The sequence below is a fragment of the Halobium salinum genome (assembly GCF_026586625.1).
In the GTDB taxonomy this organism is placed as follows: domain Archaea; phylum Halobacteriota; class Halobacteria; order Halobacteriales; family Haloferacaceae; genus Halobium; species Halobium salinum.
The window spans coordinates 64,312-80,655 of record NZ_JAODIW010000009.1 but is presented as its reverse complement, the minus strand read 5'-3'; the positions used below and the strand labels follow the sequence as shown (position 1 = coordinate 80,655).

Annotated in this window: 16 protein-coding genes; 11 read left to right on the top strand and 5 right to left on the bottom strand. The window is 69.1% G+C overall.

Annotated features, from left to right (window positions below):
* Window positions 1–30 precede the first annotated feature (30 nt).
* A complete protein-coding gene (locus tag N5095_RS18080) occupies window positions 31–1,200 on the top strand; it encodes an enolase C-terminal domain-like protein (RefSeq protein WP_267624566.1) in 1,170 nt (389 codons plus the stop codon).
* 45 nt (window positions 1,201–1,245) lie between these two features.
* Here N5095_RS18080 and N5095_RS18075 read toward each other — a convergent pair whose 3' ends face one another.
* On the bottom strand, window positions 1,246–1,524 hold the full coding sequence (locus N5095_RS18075) for a hypothetical protein (RefSeq protein ID WP_267624565.1): 279 nt from the start codon (window positions 1,522–1,524) through the stop codon (window positions 1,246–1,248).
* A 227-nt stretch (window positions 1,525–1,751) separates the two neighbouring features.
* Here N5095_RS18075 and N5095_RS18070 point away from each other — a divergent pair, with 227 nt between their 5' ends.
* From N5095_RS18070 to N5095_RS18050, 5 genes are all read left to right on the top strand, one after another.
* Entirely contained in the window at window positions 1,752–3,119 is a 1,368-nt protein-coding gene (locus N5095_RS18070) for a hypothetical protein (protein WP_267624564.1), read from the top strand.
* Between the two features lie 386 nt (window positions 3,120–3,505).
* Window positions 3,506–4,663, top strand: coding sequence for a hypothetical protein (locus N5095_RS18065; protein WP_267624563.1), 1,158 nt, complete (start codon window positions 3,506–3,508; stop codon window positions 4,661–4,663).
* A gap of 81 nt (window positions 4,664–4,744) precedes the next feature.
* Window positions 4,745–5,626, top strand: coding sequence for an MBL fold metallo-hydrolase (locus tag N5095_RS18060; protein ID WP_267624562.1), 882 nt, complete (start codon window positions 4,745–4,747; stop codon window positions 5,624–5,626).
* Between the two features lie 535 nt (window positions 5,627–6,161).
* Window positions 6,162–6,956: an SDR family NAD(P)-dependent oxidoreductase gene (locus N5095_RS18055; protein WP_267624561.1), complete on the top strand. Its 795-nt coding sequence runs from the start codon at window positions 6,162–6,164 to the stop codon at window positions 6,954–6,956.
* Between the two features lie 466 nt (window positions 6,957–7,422).
* Window positions 7,423–7,641 (top strand): hypothetical protein, encoded by a 219-nt coding sequence (locus N5095_RS18050; protein ID WP_267624560.1) that lies wholly within the window; start codon window positions 7,423–7,425, stop codon window positions 7,639–7,641.
* A 59-nt stretch (window positions 7,642–7,700) separates the two neighbouring features.
* On the opposite strand, the gene N5095_RS18045 is transcribed toward N5095_RS18050, so the two are convergent.
* The 3 genes from N5095_RS18045 to N5095_RS18035 all read right to left on the bottom strand — a co-directional run bounded on the left by N5095_RS18045 (window position 7,701) and on the right by N5095_RS18035 (window position 9,721).
* A complete protein-coding gene (locus N5095_RS18045; protein ID WP_267624559.1) occupies window positions 7,701–8,213 on the bottom strand; it encodes a DUF7344 domain-containing protein in 513 nt (170 codons plus the stop codon).
* Window positions 8,214–8,479: 266 nt separating this feature from the next.
* A complete protein-coding gene (locus N5095_RS18040) occupies window positions 8,480–9,070 on the bottom strand; it encodes a hypothetical protein (RefSeq protein WP_267624558.1) in 591 nt (196 codons plus the stop codon).
* 78 nt (window positions 9,071–9,148) lie between these two features.
* Entirely contained in the window at window positions 9,149–9,721 is a 573-nt protein-coding gene (locus tag N5095_RS18035) for a DUF7344 domain-containing protein (protein ID WP_267624557.1), read from the bottom strand.
* A gap of 457 nt (window positions 9,722–10,178) precedes the next feature.
* On the opposite strand from N5095_RS18035, the gene N5095_RS18030 reads away from it, so the two are divergent.
* Window positions 10,179–10,673, top strand: coding sequence for a winged helix-turn-helix domain-containing protein (locus N5095_RS18030; RefSeq protein WP_267624556.1), 495 nt, complete (start codon window positions 10,179–10,181; stop codon window positions 10,671–10,673).
* Window positions 10,674–10,750: 77 nt separating this feature from the next.
* Window positions 10,751–11,026 (top strand): PadR family transcriptional regulator, encoded by a 276-nt coding sequence (locus N5095_RS18025; protein WP_267624555.1) that lies wholly within the window; start codon window positions 10,751–10,753, stop codon window positions 11,024–11,026.
* 640 nt (window positions 11,027–11,666) lie between these two features.
* Here the strand turns inward: N5095_RS18025 and N5095_RS18020 are convergent.
* Window positions 11,667–12,221, bottom strand: coding sequence for a DUF7344 domain-containing protein (locus N5095_RS18020; protein ID WP_267624554.1), 555 nt, complete (start codon window positions 12,219–12,221; stop codon window positions 11,667–11,669).
* A 227-nt stretch (window positions 12,222–12,448) separates the two neighbouring features.
* Between N5095_RS18020 and N5095_RS18015 the strand changes: the two genes are divergently transcribed.
* From N5095_RS18015 to N5095_RS18005, 3 genes are read left to right on the top strand one after another with little or no spacing between them, the layout of a single operon-like run.
* Entirely contained in the window at window positions 12,449–13,672 is a 1,224-nt protein-coding gene (locus tag N5095_RS18015) for a DegT/DnrJ/EryC1/StrS family aminotransferase (protein WP_390203516.1), read from the top strand.
* The gene (locus N5095_RS18010; protein ID WP_267624552.1) at window positions 13,665–14,675 is read left to right on the top strand and encodes a Gfo/Idh/MocA family protein; all 1,011 of its coding nucleotides are present in this window, start codon (window positions 13,665–13,667) and stop codon (window positions 14,673–14,675) included. Before N5095_RS18015 ends, N5095_RS18010 begins: the two co-directional genes overlap by 8 nt.
* Window positions 14,669–16,189, top strand: coding sequence for a nucleotide sugar dehydrogenase (locus N5095_RS18005; RefSeq protein WP_267624551.1), 1,521 nt, complete (start codon window positions 14,669–14,671; stop codon window positions 16,187–16,189). Before N5095_RS18010 ends, N5095_RS18005 begins: the two co-directional genes overlap by 7 nt.
* Window positions 16,190–16,344: the final 155 nt, after the last annotated feature.

Here is a 16,344-nt window from a genome sequence, read left to right as displayed (position 1 = left end):
CTTACGTCGGCGACGGGAGTCTCCCCGCACATGTCGCTCGAAATTACGCGCATCGAGACGACCGAGTTCTCCTACCCCCTGGACGACGTCGGGAAGGACGAGGGGTTCAACCTCGTCTACGAGCCGGGGTCGACGACCGAACGGCGACTGTTCGCCATCGAAGTCCACACGAACGAGGACGTCACCGGCCGGTTCGTCGGCGGCAACTCCCCCGCGTTCGCCGAGTTCCACGAAATCGCGGACTACCTCATCGGCCGCGACCCCCTCCGACGGGAGCGCCACTGGAGCGAGATCAAACGCGGCCTCCGGAAGTACGACCGGATGGGGATGGGCCCGGTCGACATCGCGCTGTGGGACCTCGCGGGCAAGCACTACGACGCCCCCATCCACGAACTGCTCGGCAGCTACCGCACTCGACTCCCGACGTACGCCTCGACGTACCACGCCGACGACAACGGCGGTCTCGACGGTCCGGAGGCGTACGCCGACTTCGCCGAGCAGTGTGCCGACATGGGGTACGGCGGGTTCAAGATACACGGCTGGGGCGGCAGCGACGTCGCCCGCGACATCGACCGCGAGGTGGAGACGGTCCGGGCCGTCGGCGAGCGCGTCGGCGACGAGCTGGACCTGATGATAGACCCCGCCTGCGAGTACGAGACGTTCGCCGACGCGCTGCAGGTCGGTCGGGAGTGTGATAGACAGGAGTTCTACTGGTACGAGGACCCCTACCGCGACGGCGGCATCTCCCAGCACGCCCACCGGAAGCTCCGCGAGAACATCGACACGCCGCTGCTGCAGACCGAGCACGTTCGTGGACTGGAGAGCCATACGGACTTCATCGACAACGACGCCACCGACTTCGTTCGCGCCGACCCCGAGTACGACGCCGGCATCACCGGCGCGATGAAGATCGCCCACGTCGCCGAGGGCCACGGCCTCGACGTGGAGGTTCACTCGCCCGGCCCGGCCCAGCGCCACGTCATCGCCGCCATCCGCAACGCGAACTACTACGAGATGGCGCTGGTCCACCCCGACTGCGAGAACACGACGGCGCCGGTGTACGCCGGCGACTACGACGACCAACTCGACTCAATCGACGACGACGGCACCGTCCCCGTCCCCGACGGACCGGGCCTCGGCGTCGAGTACGACTGGGACTACATCCAGAATAACCGCAACGGCGGCCGCGTGTACGAGTAGCGACCGTCTCTCGGCCGCCGATACCGGCACGACGACCGTTCGTCGCTACTCCTCGTCGTCTTCCTCGGCCACCTCGTCCTCGGCTTCCGCTTCGCCTTCCACACCCTCGTCGCGGCCGGCGTACTCGCCCATCTCCTCTTCGTGGTCGACGATGGTCCGGACCTCCCCGTAGGGGAAGAACGCCTGGCCGTCGGCGTGGTCGAGCCAGACGCCGGACTCGTAGTAGTGGATGTAGTCGGTCGTGAGCGGAGAGTCGAGTTCCGGGCCACCCTCCGCCGGGTGGAGATACACCTCGAAGCGTGCCTCGTCGGAGTCGGCTGACATTGCGTCCCGGCATACACGACCGGCCGGCTTCAGCGAACCGGCCGACGCCGCCGGACCGCGACGACCCTCCTCGCTCCCGAGTCCCCCTCGGCCGGACGAAAACGACCGCTTACGGCGTGCGGTGGGCGGCCTACCGCCGGAAGGCTCGCCCCGCCCGTCCAGTAGCGCGAGCGTACAGTCACGGTACCGTACAATTTCCTTTCACCCCGGTCCCGAAAGGCGGGCGCGTGCGACGACGCCGCCTCCTCGCCCTCCTCGGTGCGGGCGTCGCCGGCTGTGCCGGTCGGTCGCCGCCGCGAGGCGAGATATCGAACCGAGAGACGACCGCCGCCCCGAACGGGTCGCGAGCCGACCGCCCCTCCGACGGCGCGAGCGCCGACAGCGGCGCCGCCGGCGACGACGACACCGAACGCGTCGACACCGCGGAGTCGGGTGGAGCGAACCGAGCCGACGTAGACCCCGGATACGCGTACCCGCTCCCGGACGTGCTCGACGCGTTCCCGAGCGTCGGCGTGCGCAGTGTCGTCGACCCCGAGTCGCTCGTCGACGCCGACGAGTCGTGGCCGGTCGGCCCGCGCGACCCCGGCGAGGGCGTCGTCGTCGACACCGCGACCGACCTCGTCGTCGCCCTCCGGAGCGCCCGTCCGGGAGACGTGGTCCGTCTCCCGGCCGACCTGACGCTCGACCTGACCGGCTACGAGGGGCTGGGCGTTCCGCCCGGCGTGACCCTCGCGTCGGGTGGGCCGGTCGAGCCGGACGGGTCGAGCCTGGCGGGCGAACCGGGCGAGTCGGACGGCTCGGGCGAACCGAGCGAGTCTGGCGGGTCGGGTGGCGCGGGCGCGCGTATCGTCGTCGAGGACGACCCGGCCCCGCTGTTCCGTCTCGACGATGGGAGCCGACTGACGGGGCTCCGAGTCGAGGGGCCGCGGACGAGCTTCGGCCCCTACTCGTGGCGCCGGGAAGGGACCGGCGTCGCGGTCGTCGGCGACGGCGTCGAAGTCGACCGCTGTGTCCTGCGCGGCTGGGGCCACGCCGGCGTCGAAATCGGCCGCGACGGGCCGGTGTCGGGCGCGCACGTCCACGGCTGTGACCTCGTCGACAACCTCATGACCGACCTAGGCTACGGCGCCGCGCTGTTCCACGGCGAGGCGCTGTTCCAGCACAACTACCTCGACGACAACCGCCACGGGGTCGCCTGCTCGGGGTACGCCGACGCGGGCTACGAGGCGCGGTACAACGTGTTCGGCCCGCGGACGGTGCTCCAGTCCGTCGACATGCACAGCGGCGACGAGTCGGGGCGCCGCGGCGGCTCGCAGGCCGGCCGGTACCTCGACGTTCACCACAACGTCTTCCGCGCGACGCGGCGGGTGACCACCGGCGAGCCCCAGACGGCCGTGTTCGTCCGCGGCCGACCCGTCGAGGGTGCCCGAGTCGTCGACAACTGGTTCGCCCACGAGGCGTCGCCGACGGGGGTCGGCGCCCCGGGCGACGCGTTCTACTTCTCCGTGCCGGACCTCCGGGCGGCGGACGTGGCCGTCGACGGCAACCGCTTCGGCGGCCGCAGACCCCCCAACGCGCTGACCACACCCGCCTGATACCTCAGAACCTAGCCTCAGTACGACGGGTGGTGTCGTCGCCGCCCCTCGATACGGCGGTTTCGTCGGGGCGGGTAACCTCGGTACGGTGGTTCCCCCCGCGTGGAGCCGTGAGAGCGACGTAGCGTGGTCACCGGCTGGTAGCCCCGGTGGGTCGGCTCACCTCGTCGCCGACCGGTAACGGCCGCGGTGCGGGCGGTCGGCGCCGTCGACCCGCCGAAACCCCTCCCTCGACCGACCGGGTGACCCGTCCCGCCGTCGATGCGTCGGCTCCCCGTCGGTAGGCGGGTGACGCGCTGGAAAGCCGATTCCCTCCGGGTGGTTTCCACCGGGTGGCTTCGGGGGGGTTACGCCGTCGTGAAGCGTGCTCCGCGCCGAGGAGAAGCATGGACAGGCGTCGGTTCCTCGGCGTCGTCGGTGTCGGTCTCGTCGGACGCGGCCGGAGCGGCGGTGTGGTGAGCGCCGGCGACCTGCCCGGGGTCGGCGGGGTGGGCGGGACGAGCGGGCGCCGACTGCAGGGACCGCCCGGTTCGGTCCGCCCACTGTGGGGCCGCGTGTGGCCGGTCGGGGGGTCGGTCGGCCAGGACGACGCGGACGACGTTCTCCAGCCCGGTGACGGGCGGTCGCTCGGCGAGGCCCTCGGGGCGCTCCGACCGGGCGAGACCCTCTGGGTCGACGGCGACTGCGAGGTCGACTGTACGGCGGAGCGGGGACTCCGCCTCCCCCGTCGTTGTGTGCTCGCCTCCGACCGCGGGAGCGGACGGCCGGGCGCCCGCCTCTTCACGCGACGTTCCCCCCGCCCGCTGCTCCGACTCGAAGCGGGAAGCCGACTGACGGGACTCCGAATCGAGGGGCCACTGTCGGGACCGACGGCGTACGACTGGCGTCTGGAGTCGGCCGGCGCCGGGGTCGTCGGGAGCCGGGTCGAGGTCGACCGGTGTCTGCTCCGCGGGTGGGGCCACGCCGGCGTCGAAGTCGGCCGCGACGGGACGGTGTCCGGGACGCACGTCCACCACTGTCAGCTCCTCGACAACGCGCTCTCGGGGTTGGGCTACGGGGTCGTCGTCCGCCACGGCGAGGCGCTGTTGCAGTTTCTCTACGCCGACGGCAACCGGCACGCGGTCGCCTGTATCGGCGCCCGTGACGCGGGGTACGAGCTGTTGAACAGCTACTTCGGGCCGCGGACGTACGCACACGTCGTCGACATGCACCGCGGCGAGGAGGTCCACCCGGCGCTCGGCCGGCAGGCCGGCCGGTACCTCGACGTCCACCACAACGTCTTCCGTGCGACCTACGGCGCCGACGGCCGCCCGGTGTCGGCGGTGGTCGTCCGCGGCGTCCCCCTCACTCGCTCACGGGTCGACCACAACTGGTTCGCCCACGCGGTCGCTCCCGTGGGGCCGGGGCGGCCGGGCGACGCCGTGGTCGTCGACGCCGTCGGCCGGGACGCGACCGTCGTCGACGTGGCGGACAACTGGTTCGGCGCCGCCACGCCACCGGCGTGGACCGGCATCCCGACGGGTCGGGTCGACGCCGGCGCCTGACCGCGCGTCACCGACAGCGACCTCCTCTCCGGCATCGCCGTCGGCGAGTCCTTTTTTGCCCGACCCCCGAGAAGCGCCCCCATGGTACACGCCACCTGGGGCGACTGGTTCGTCCGCGGGGAGGTAGAGGCGAGCGAACCGGAGGGGCTCTCCGTCTGGTATCTCGGCTGCAACGGGTACGTCCTGCGCACCGCGGAGGCGACGCTGTATCTCGACCCGTACTTCGGCGACGGGAACCCGCCGCGTATCGTCCGGATGATTCCGGTGCCGATGGACCCGGCGGACGCCACCGACTGCGACGCCGTTCTCGTCACCCACGAACACATCGACCACATGCATCCGCCGTCGTTCGCCCCGCTGGTCGACGACCTCGGGGCCGACCTCTACGCGCCCGAGGCGTCGTACACCGACGCGGACTACGACGGCGACGTGGACGTGAGCGACGACCGGAAGCACACGGTCGCTCCGGGCGACGCGTTCGAGGTCGGCGACCTGACGGTCCACGTCCGCGGGGCGAACGACCCCGACGCGGTCGAGCCCGTGACGTACGTCGTCGAACACGACTCCGGGACGTTCTTCGCCGGCGGCGACACGCGCCCGTGGGACGGCTTCGCAGACGTGGCCGACGAGTTCGACCTCGACCTCGGCGTGCTCCCGTTCGGCACGACGGGGAAGATCGTCGAGACCGAAGCCGACCCGACCGAGACGCAGGTCACGACGTGGTACAACGACGGCGCGGGGATTGCGGAGGCGGTGAACCAACTCGGACTGGAGCGGTTCGCGCCCGTGCACTGGGACATGTGGAAGGGGGTGGGCGCGGACCCCAAGAGCCTCCACGAGGACCTCGCGTCCTACGAGTATCCGCGTGTGACGGAGGTGATCCGAATCGGCGACCGCTTGGAGGTGGGTCGACCGGGGGTGGTTCGGCCGAAGGACCTCAGGGAGCACGAGCGGGAGGAGTAGGTCGAACGGAACCATTCGGCACCGGGTGTGCCCTGAGCGTTCGGTTCCGAAGGACGGTTCGACGGGTGAAACGTCACCGTCGGAGCACCAGTTTCGGGGGCAGTGGACGGGGACGAGAACGACGGTATCCTGCGACGAACGGCGGAGTATCGGACGTCCCGGGACCGGATGCACGGACGGGGATACGACGGACGGTCCGGACGCTGCCGTGGTTATCGCGGCCGGGGAGCTCCGCAGACACCCGTGACTCCGGACGTTCGCTGTGACTCGGTGAGGGGTTCGTCAAAAAGCCCCCGACGAAAAGGGCTGCATCGTCGGTCCGAAGCCTGCAGGCATGGGGGCTTCGTGGTGCGCTCGCGGTTCGTCACCCGGGAAATCGGCGCTGGTTCACGCCGGAGCCTCTCGACCCGAGACTCGACACATGTTACCACGGCACACTATTTAATCGTGTCGGCCGCCGACGTCGGCACGCTCCCGTCGACGGTCGTCGGTGGCCGTCAGGCGTAACCCGCTCACGGGTGCACTCCGAGGCGAGATGGGTTCAACAAGGTTCGACTTCGACGGCGACACGGTCATCGTGACGGGCGCGTCGAGCGGCATCGGACGCGCCATCGCCACGCGGTTCGGCGAGGCGGGCGCGACCGTCCTCGTCGCCGACCACAGCGAGGACCCGAAGGCCGAGGACGCCGAGCTGACCACCCACGAGCTAATCGAGGAGGCCGGCGGCGACGCCGCCTACGTCGAGACGGACCTCTCGAACTACAACGACATCGAGAACCTGATGACCGAAGCGCGGGAGTACGGCGGCGTCGACGTGCTCGTGAACAACGCCGCCGTCCAGCACCCCGAGGATTTCCGGACGGTGTCGCCCGACGCCCTCGACAAGCTCTACGGCGTCAACGTCCGGGGGATGTTCTTCGGCACGCAGGTCGCCGCGAACGACATGATCGAGCGCGGCGTCGAGGGGAACGTCGTCAACGTCGCCTCCATCTCCTCGGAGGACGCCCAGCACGACCAGGTGCAGTACGACGCGACGAAGGGCGCCATCAAGATGCTCACCCGGGGCGCCGCCCTCGAACTCGCCGAGTACGGGGTCCGGGTGAACGCCGTCGCCCCCGGCCAGATCGCCACGGAGTTCGAGGAGGGGTGGTCCGAGGAAGCCCAGCGGATGGCCGGCGAGGGCGGCGAGGGGTTCATCAAACCCGTCCCGCTCGGGCGCGCCGGGTTCCCCGAGGACTGCGCCGGTCCCACGCTCTTCCTCGCGAGCGAGGACGCCGGCTACGTGACGGGGGAGCTGTTCTACGTCGACGGCGGCTGGACGGCCATCTGAGAGCGAGGAGCCCTCGACACCCGGCCGGTCGGGCGGTCACGGGACGCCGCGGCCGCACCGAGGAGCCCCTCGACAGCTCTCGAAACCGCGACCTAGCGGCGAGAAGGGGCGGCCGTCGCACCGACCCGCCGTGTCGCGTCCGGGGCGCCCGACGACCGGGACGGCGGGGACGACCTCGGGCCGAACGGCGTCGTGCGTACGTGACGAGTAACAAAGCGGCTCTGGGCCGTCCGTAGAGACGGGGGCGTCTGACACACCCGGACCTTCTCCCGTTCCCCCACCGTTCTCCCGGGACTCGAGCACCGTCGAGCGCCGCGACACCCGGTGTCGGGGAGCCACGCCACGCGGTCGGCGGCTGTCACCGCTCGGCAGGTGCGGCGACCCACGAGCGGACCGTCCGTACGCGCCGGTCGAGTCACCTCCGGCCCCGCCGTTTTAATACCCAGACCGCCAAACCGACTGCCGTATGGGTGATAGCGAGGAGGGGGTCGACCGCGGGGACGAGTATCGACACGCGGACGGCTCCCGCGAGATCGTGTTCGAAACCGCCGAAGGCCGGGTGCTGTGTGTGCGCGAGTACCCGTCCGTCGACGCGTTCCGGACCGCCGTCGAGGACGCCGAGTACGTCGGCGTCGACCGGAATGTGGCCGACCTCCCCGACGTTGAGGAGTTCGAGACCGAGTAAACTACAGGTTGGGTTTCTAAATAGTCTCTTTACTTTATGTTATTACAGCTGTAAAGCCATCACAGCAGTCGCTGAAGGCGTGCCGGGGTGACGGCGAGGCTGACGACGACCAACAGGAGGACGAGAATCCCCCAGAGACCGACGTCGAACTGTGCGAGACCGGGGAGACCGAGCACGACCCCGACCGTCACCACCAGCCCGACGACGCTGACGGCGAAGGGAACCGAGAACCCACTCCCCCGGAGTCGGCCGCGGTTGATGTACACCTCCACCTCGTCGAGACGTGCTCCCGGGCGGATTGTCTTCGTCTCGGAGTCGTAGTCCACGACCTCCTTCTCGGAGAGCTTCGGCAGGTGGGTCTGTTGGAGCGACACGTAGACGCTCTTGTACAGCTCGTCGGCCGTCGTCTCGCCGGACGCTTCCTTCTCCGCGATGTGCTGTGCGAGCTCGGAGACGCTCACCGTGCCGTTCTGCGTCGCTTGGAGGATGACCTCCCGGCGTCGGTCGTTTCCGAGGATGTGAAATATCGTTGCTTCCTCGAGTGTTCGTTCTATGCTTGGGTTTTGTGACATGAGCGGGGCGAAACTCCGTCTTGTTCGGCCCCATCGCGCGTTCGCGTGGCGCCCACCAGTGGAGACTCTAGCTATCTCACGGCATAGCGGTTGGGCTTGGGAATCGAAGTCGTTTATCAGCAGCCCGCCGGGAGAACGCCGCCGAGTCCGAACGTGGAAACCCAGGATTCACGGGTCGAAACACGCGCTTTCCGGGGGCGAGGACCGTGTCTTCGTCGTGCGTCCACGCTCGAACGACCACGGACCGTCCGACAAGAACCGCGAGGTTACGTCAACGCCCGTCCCTGCCGGAGATACCCCTGGTAAACCGAGCCGACGAAGAGGAGGACGAAGGTGAGGAGCAGGACGCTGGTCGCGTCGAACAGCGCCGACAGGGGCCCGTCGAGTCGGTTGAGCAACAGGAGATTGACACCCACCAGCGAGACGAGCGAATAGTACCGACGCCAGTTCCACCCGCTGATGGGGGACGGGTCGTGTCGGAGCACGAGGTCCGTACCCCGCATCACGACGGTGTCGCTCGCCTCGTCGAGCTCTACCTCCGGTGCGTGCTCCCGGCTGGAGAGGCTCTGTCTCAGGAACAGTCCGATGCTCTCGCGGAGGACGGCGTCGTCCGTCGAACCGTCGACGTGTGAGGCCACCTCGGCCGCGAGCCGATCGACGGAGATGCGGTCGGTCGGCGCGTCGTCGCCGTTCGCCGTCACGCTCGAACGCTCCGCTCGAACGGTCCCGTCGTTCGCGCTGTCCGTTACGCCGTCGGCGGCGCCGGCGTCCCCGTTCACATTCGAATCCGGCGACCGCGAGAGGAGATGCCCGGAGAGGAGAGACCCGACTACGCGTCGGAGGCTGTCTGAACTCATACCGTGCTCGTAACACTCGTCGCCGGCTGTGGTCTTAAATCGACGGTCTCGCGAATCGGTCCCATTCTTGATAGCTTGTCACCGCTCTCCGGTCGGCTCGGTCGACGTACGGACGAGCCGTGTGACCCGTGTCGCCGCGGCGGCGCCGACGCCGACGAGAAGTGAGAGGACAGCTACCGTCGAGAGAGGGAGGTAGCGGGCGGTAGTGAGGGTCACGAGCGTCCCCATCACCCAGCCGAGCCCGCCGATCCGGACGAACTGCTTCCAGGGGAGTCGCCGCCTCTCGAACAGGTACGGCTCGAACTGGTCGAGCGCCGGCCCGGGCGTGACGGTGCCGCGTTCGTACCGCGCGATACCGCGCTCCGACAGCGTCCCGAGGTGGGTCTGGTGAAGCGAGACGTACACCCGTCGGCGTGCGTCCGCCGAAACGTTCTCGGGCGTACACCCCTCCTCGACCGCAGCCACGTGCTCGGCTAGTGCGCCGATTTCGACCGACTCCCCCCGGTCCGCGAGGTGACGGAGCGTCGCCCGGCGCCGTCCGTTCTGCAGGACGTGGAACACGTTGGACGGCGAGAGCCGCGCGGGCGCCGACCCGTCACCGCCGCCGACCTCCGCACTCGCCGACCGGCCGTGTGACATGTCGTCAACCATCGGGGCCCACCGCGGGGTAAAGCGGGCGGACCGTTACTCATCGTTCACGTCGCCGACGAGCGCGTAACACTGGCTTTACTCGACGGATTCGACGCGCTGTCGGGTCGATACCCGGGAACTCACCGAAGACCGAAAATCGGCTCGTGGCGTCACCAGCCGCGCGATAACGGACGTGAACGGTCTGCACTGTCTCCGGAGTAGGACGTTGCGAACCACTATTCACGCAGTACTTAAGTACTGGATAGTTGAAATAGATACGACGGCAGAGCGAGTGTCCGCGACGCCGGTGCCAACGACTGATTGCCGGTGACGGACCGGAGTCAGAAGTCGCTTACGTGAGCGGACGCGACCGAACACCGACGAGGGGCCGCGGTTCGTCACGGTCCACCGGGCCGACCACCGCGTTTCGGTCCCGGACATCGACCTCGGGACGGCTGCCGCAAGGGAGAACACCATCATGTCATCCGAAATCACCGACATGCCGGCTAGAGAGGAGGGGACGACCGAGGAACTGCTCGACGTGCTCGGCGACGAGCACTCGCGCGCCATCCTCGCGGCCGCCAGCGAGGGGCCCGTCAGTTCGAAAGAGCTCACGCGTCGGAGTGACGCCTCGCCGAGCACCGTCTACCGTCGCATCAACCACCTGCTCGACCTCGGCCTGCTCGACGAGCGCGTCGCCTTCGACGGGGACTCGAAACAGACCAAGGTGTACGAAGCCACCTTCGAACACTTCGACGTGAGCTTCGACGAGGGGGAGTGCGTCGTGGAGCCCCACGAGTACGGGCAGGTCACCTCCGCGGTGGTCGCCCTCCTCGAGAAACTCCCCTTCGACGACGTGGAGACGAGCCTCGACGGCAGAGAGCTCACGGTCAAGCTGTCGCTCACCGAGGAAGTCGTCGAGGACCTCACCTCGCGCTGGCTCGATGGGTTCACCGACTCGAAGTTCAGGTAGTCCATAATTCGTTCTCCGAGGACGTATGGTACAGATAACAAATAGGTTGCTTCTCTTCAGGGTTCGATAGAGGGTCGATGTTCGAACTAACCGGATTTCAACGGGATCTCCTGTACGTGATCGCTGGCGCCGACCAGCCGTCCGGACAGGACATCAAAGAGGAGCTGGAGAAGTACTACCCCAACGAGATCAACCACGGACGGTTGTATCCAAACCTCGACACGCTCGTCAATCGGAGCCTCGTCGAGAAGGGTGAGATCGACCGGCGGACCAACTTCTACGACATCACGGAGAGTGGCCTGTCGCAGTTGCGGGACCGGCGGGACTGGGAGAACCGGTACGTCGACCTGTAACCGACGCGCTCGCAGGCACACGGCGACCGAACAGCCACGCGACGACCGAATCGTCTCACTACACGCGTACTCGTTCTCGACACACGCGTACTCGTTCTCGACCGATACGTTTCATCCCCCGGGAGCCGACGCCGTCGTCCGCGCTGGCGACCCCGTACACACGACAGTCACGTGTGACCTGACGGCGACGCCCGACGGGCGGTGTCCTACCCTGGAGGGGACAACTAAGACCTGCGGTCCGGGACGAACGGCAGAGAGACTGGGAGCGGTCGGGCGCGCCAGCGCGCGGGCGTGACGGCGCTCGTCGGGGTCCGGCGCCCACGGCTCGTGTGGAGAGCTGCGGCTCCCGGTAGTCGGTGTCGATGCGGTCGAGCGCCCGTCCTCGCGATCCGACGGTTCGCGAGGACGGGTCGTCGACAGCGGCGGAGTCGGGGGCGGGGGAGTGAACGGAGTGATTCGGCGCGCGGACGCGTGGGCGCGCGCTCGACGGAGCTCGACGGAGCGAGCGAACGCCGAACGGTGGTGAAACTGGTGGCTCTCCGGGCGGTGGTCAGCCCCCACGGGGTCGCGCCCGGGGCAGGAAGAGGGGGGACGGGTCGGCGGTCGGCGGGTCCCGGTTCGTCGGCTCGGTGATGCCGTGCTACTTCGGGATGAGACGCTCGCCCAGGCGAGCGGTCGAGGGGTGACCGCTGGCCCACTGAGTGACCGAGAGCACGAGGAACGCGAACACGAACACGAGCGCGTAGTGTTGCGGGGCGACCGTCGAGAACGGGCGGACCCCGCCGAGGACGAGCGCGAACAGGAGCCCGCTGGCGACCGCGAGCGCGAGGTAGTAGCGGTGCCACGGGGTGGCCGCCGCCGGCTCGTCGGTGTCCAGGACGGCGTCAACCGACCCTCGTGCGACGAGCGTGATCTCGTTGTCGTCCCGGTCCCACTCGACGAGCCCCTGCTCTTCGAGTTTCGGGAGATGTGTCTGATACAACGAGACGTACACCCGTCGACGCTCCGACCGGCTGACCGCCGACGCCTCCTTCTCGTACTCGGCGGCCGCGACGTGCTCGACGAGCGTGCCGAGCTCGGCCTTCGGGCCCCGCTCCGAGAGATAGTCGAGGATGTGGAGACGACGGACGTTACAGAGCGAGTCGAACAGGTCCGCTCGCGATACGTCGTTCGTTCCTCGGATGCCGCGGCTCATCCCGACACCACTTCCGTTTCGCCGTGTGTGCTCCGTCCCGCAACCATGGTTTACCCTTTCACTAGTACCGGCCTTTGCTAACCGCTCGCTACCCGGCTAGAAGGTGCGTCGTATGGAGCGATACGAGGCGGTATCGTCGGGAAGGCGTTCCATACTCCTCGGGAAGGTGACGGATAACAAAGCCCTACAGCCGACACTTTACTCACAGAGTCCTACATGAACCGCCAATCGGACGGAGCGGTCACCGACCGTCTCCAGATGGACGCTCACGGAGCCCACAGCCGGCGCCGGGGAGCGAGCGTGGTGCCGAACGGTGCGCGAACGACGGGGGGGAACGACGCATGATCGACATCGCCTCGCCCGAAATCGGCCAGGCGGAGCGGGACGCCGTCGATGCGGTGTTGGAGAGCGGGATGCTCGCGGACGGGCCGGAGGTGCGCTCGTTCGAGGAGGAGTTCGCCGCCTACTGCGGGGTCGCCCACGGGGTCGCCACCTCGAACGGGACGACCGCGCTCCACGCGGCGCTCGAGGCGGTGGGTGTCGGCGAGGGGGACGTGGTGGTCACCTCGCCGTTCTCCTTCGTCGCGAGCGCGAACGCCATCCGCCTCGCGGGTGCGACGCCCGTGTTCGTAGATATCGACCCCGAGACGTACAACGTCGACCCCGACGCGCTCGAGGCGCTCCTCGCGGAGCGCGACGACGTGACGGCGGTCGTCCCGGTCCACCTCTACGGGCTCGCGGCCGACATGCCGCGCATCGTGGAGCTGGCCGAACAGTACGACCTCAAGGTCGTCGAGGACGCCTGCCAGGCCCACGGGGCCGAAATCGACGGCCGGCGCGTCGGCTCCTTCGGCGACGCCGCCTGTTTCTCCTTCTACCCGACGAAGAACATGACCACGGGCGAGGGCGGGATGGTCGTCACCGACGACGAGGCCGTCGCCGCCGCCGCCGCGAGCTACATCAACCACGGCCGCGAGAGCGGCCCCGGAGGCGGCTACGAGCACGCCTCCCTCGGACACAACTTCCGAATGACGAGCATCGCCGCCGCCATCGGCCGCGCACAGCTCGAGAAGCTCCCCCGGTTCAACGAGCGCCGACGGCAGAACGCCGCCCGGCTCACGGAGCGACTCGAAGACGCCCCCGTCGAGACGCCCGTGGAACCCGAGGGGTACACGCACGTGTACCACCAGTACACGGTCCGGACGGACGACCGCGAGGCGCTCCAGGCCGCCCTCGAGGAGCGCGGGGTCGGGAGCGGGGTGTACTACCCCAAACCGATCAACCGCCAGCCGGCGTACCTCGACGGCGAGTTCGGTGGCGACTGCCCCGAGGCCGACCGGGCCGCCGAGGAGACGCTGTCGCTACCGGTGCATCCGGCACTCACCGAGGAGGAGGTCGAGGCCGTCGCGGACGCCGTCCGCGCGGCCACGGAGGTGACCGCCGATGTCTGAGGCGACCGTGAAGGCAGGCGTCATCGGGGTCGGCCGCATGGGTCGGAACCACGCGCGCGTCTACGGCGAGCTCGCCGGCGTCGAACTGGTCGGCGTCTCCGACAAGGACCGGGAGGCCGCCGCCTCGGTGGCCGAGGAGTTCGACACCGAGTCGCTGGAGGCCGAGGACCTGCTCTCCGTCGCCGACGTGGTCACCGTCGCGGTGCCGACGCAGTTCCACGCCCCGCTCGTGCGCTCGTGTATCGAGGCGGGCGTCGACGTGCTCGTCGAGAAGCCGTTCGTCGACGACCCCGAGGTCGGCCGCGAACTCGTGCGCGAGGCCGAGGAGGCCGGCGTGATGATTCAGGTCGGCCACATCGAGCGGTTCAACCCGGCGGTGCAGGGGCTGACCGACCTCTCGCCGGACCTCGGCATCAAAGCGGTCGACGCACAGCGACTGGGTCCGCCCATCGACCGGCAGATCGACGACAGCGTCGTGTTGGACCTGATGATCCACGACATCGACATCCTGCTGTCGCTCGTCGACAGCGAGCTCGACTTCGTGGCCGCGACCGGCACCCACGACGGCCAGCACGCCACCGCGCTGCTGCGCTTCGAGAACGGCGTCATCGGCCGCCTGACCGCGAGCCGCATCACCCAGAAGAAGGTGCGCACCATGAACGTCACCGCCGAGGACTGCCTCGTGGACGTGGACTACACGAACCAGTCCCTGGAGATTCACCGTAGCTCGTTCCCCGAGTACGTCGAGAAGGAAAACGAGATGCGCTACCGCCACGAGAGCGTCGTCGAGACGCCGATGGTCGAGAGCGGCGAACCCCTCAAGCGCGAACTGCGGGCGTTCGTCGACGCGGCGACGGGCGACCGCCAGCCGGTCGTCACCGCCGAGGACGCCATCCGCGCCCTCGAAGTCGCCATCCGCATCGACGAGGCCGTCAAGGCCACGTCGCAGCCGTCGCCGGAGTTGGACGACGTCGAGGGGATGGAGGAGGTGGCCGAGTGGTAGACGCGGCCACAGGTGTCGAGACCGAGGCCGACACGGTCGGCCTCTACGGCAGCGACCTGCGTCCGGCGGACCGCCGCGAGGCGTTCACCGGCGGGCGCGTCCCGGTCGCCGTCTACGGCCTGGGGAAGATGGGCCTGCCGCTCGCGGCGGCCTACAGCGAGGCGTCGAACAACGTCATCGGCGTCGACGTGAACCCCGACGTGGTGGAGTCGGTCAACGCCGGCGAGTGTCACGTCGACAACGAACCCGACCTGCCCGAACTCATCGCCGAACGCGTCGAGGCCGGCGCGCTCCGGGCGACGACCGACCTGCAGGAGGCCGCCGCCGAGGCGCGCGTCCACGTCGTCATCGTCCCGACGCCCATCACCGACGAGAAGGAGCCGGACCTCTCCATCCTCGAGGCGGTCGTCGAGGACGTCGCCACCGGCCTGAAGCCGGGTGACCAGGTCATCGTCGAGTGCACCGTGCCCCCGCGTACGTCCGCCGACTACGTCCGGCCGCGGCTGGCCGAACTCAGCGGGCTCGACGAGGACGAGTTCGGCGTCGCGTTCTGTCCCGAGCGCACCTCCAGCGGGCGCGCCCTGCAGGACATCGGCGGCGCCTACCCGAAGGTCGTCGGCGGCGTCGACGCCGAGGCCGCGGCCGTCTGTGAGCTCATCTACGGGGAGATCAACTCGAACGACATCCTCGTCGTCTCCGACGCGACGACCGCGGAGTCCGTGAAGCTGTTCGAGGGGCTGTACCGCGACGTGAACATCGCGCTCGCGAACGAGCTGGCGACGCTCGCCGACGACCTCGGTATCGACGTGGTCGAGGCCATCGACGTGGCGAACACCCAACCGTTCTGTGAGATTCACGACCCCGGTCCCGGCGTCGGCGGCCACTGCATCCCGTGGTACCCCTACTTCGTCATGTCGCGGGTCGAGCGGGACACCCCGCTGCTTCGAACCGCCCGCGAGGTGAACGACGGGATGCCCGGGTACACCGTCGACCAGTTGACGGCCGAACTCGGAGCCGAGGGCGTCGACGCAGACGGCGCGCGCGTGCTCGTCCTCGGGGTCACCTACCGACCCGGCGTCAAGGAGACCCGCGCCTCGCCGGCCATCCCCATCATCGAGGGGCTCAAAGCGGCCGGCGCCGAGGTGTACGCGGTCGACCCGATGGTCGACCCGAGCGAGTACGGCGCGACGGCGGTCGACCTCGACGAGGTCGCGGACGGCGACTACGACGCCGCGGTGATGGTCACCCACCACGAGGAGTTCGACGCGCTCGACTGGAGCGCGCTCGACGACCTCGTCGTCGTCGACGGACGCCGGACGCTCGACCTCGACGGCACGGACCACCGCGTGTACGAACTCGGGCGGGCCCGGCGCGCCGACGCGGCGCAGGCGACGGGTGCGGACGCCACCACGATGCGGACCGACGGCGGTCCCGGCGAGCGAAGCGAGTCGGGAGCCGGGAGCGAGGGCGGCCGCGGCCCGGAATCGGGAGACGGCTCCGGGTCGAGCCGGTAGCCGACGCCGCCGGATAGCACCCGCATAACCCTTCTAACCGAAGCCTTCCGTCCGGTAGCGCACCGATTACAATGAGGTGAACCGCTGTGGTAAGCAACGAACAGAACCGCCGCCGACCACGGTGCCCGGTCGGCGGCCGGGGACGGGAGACACGA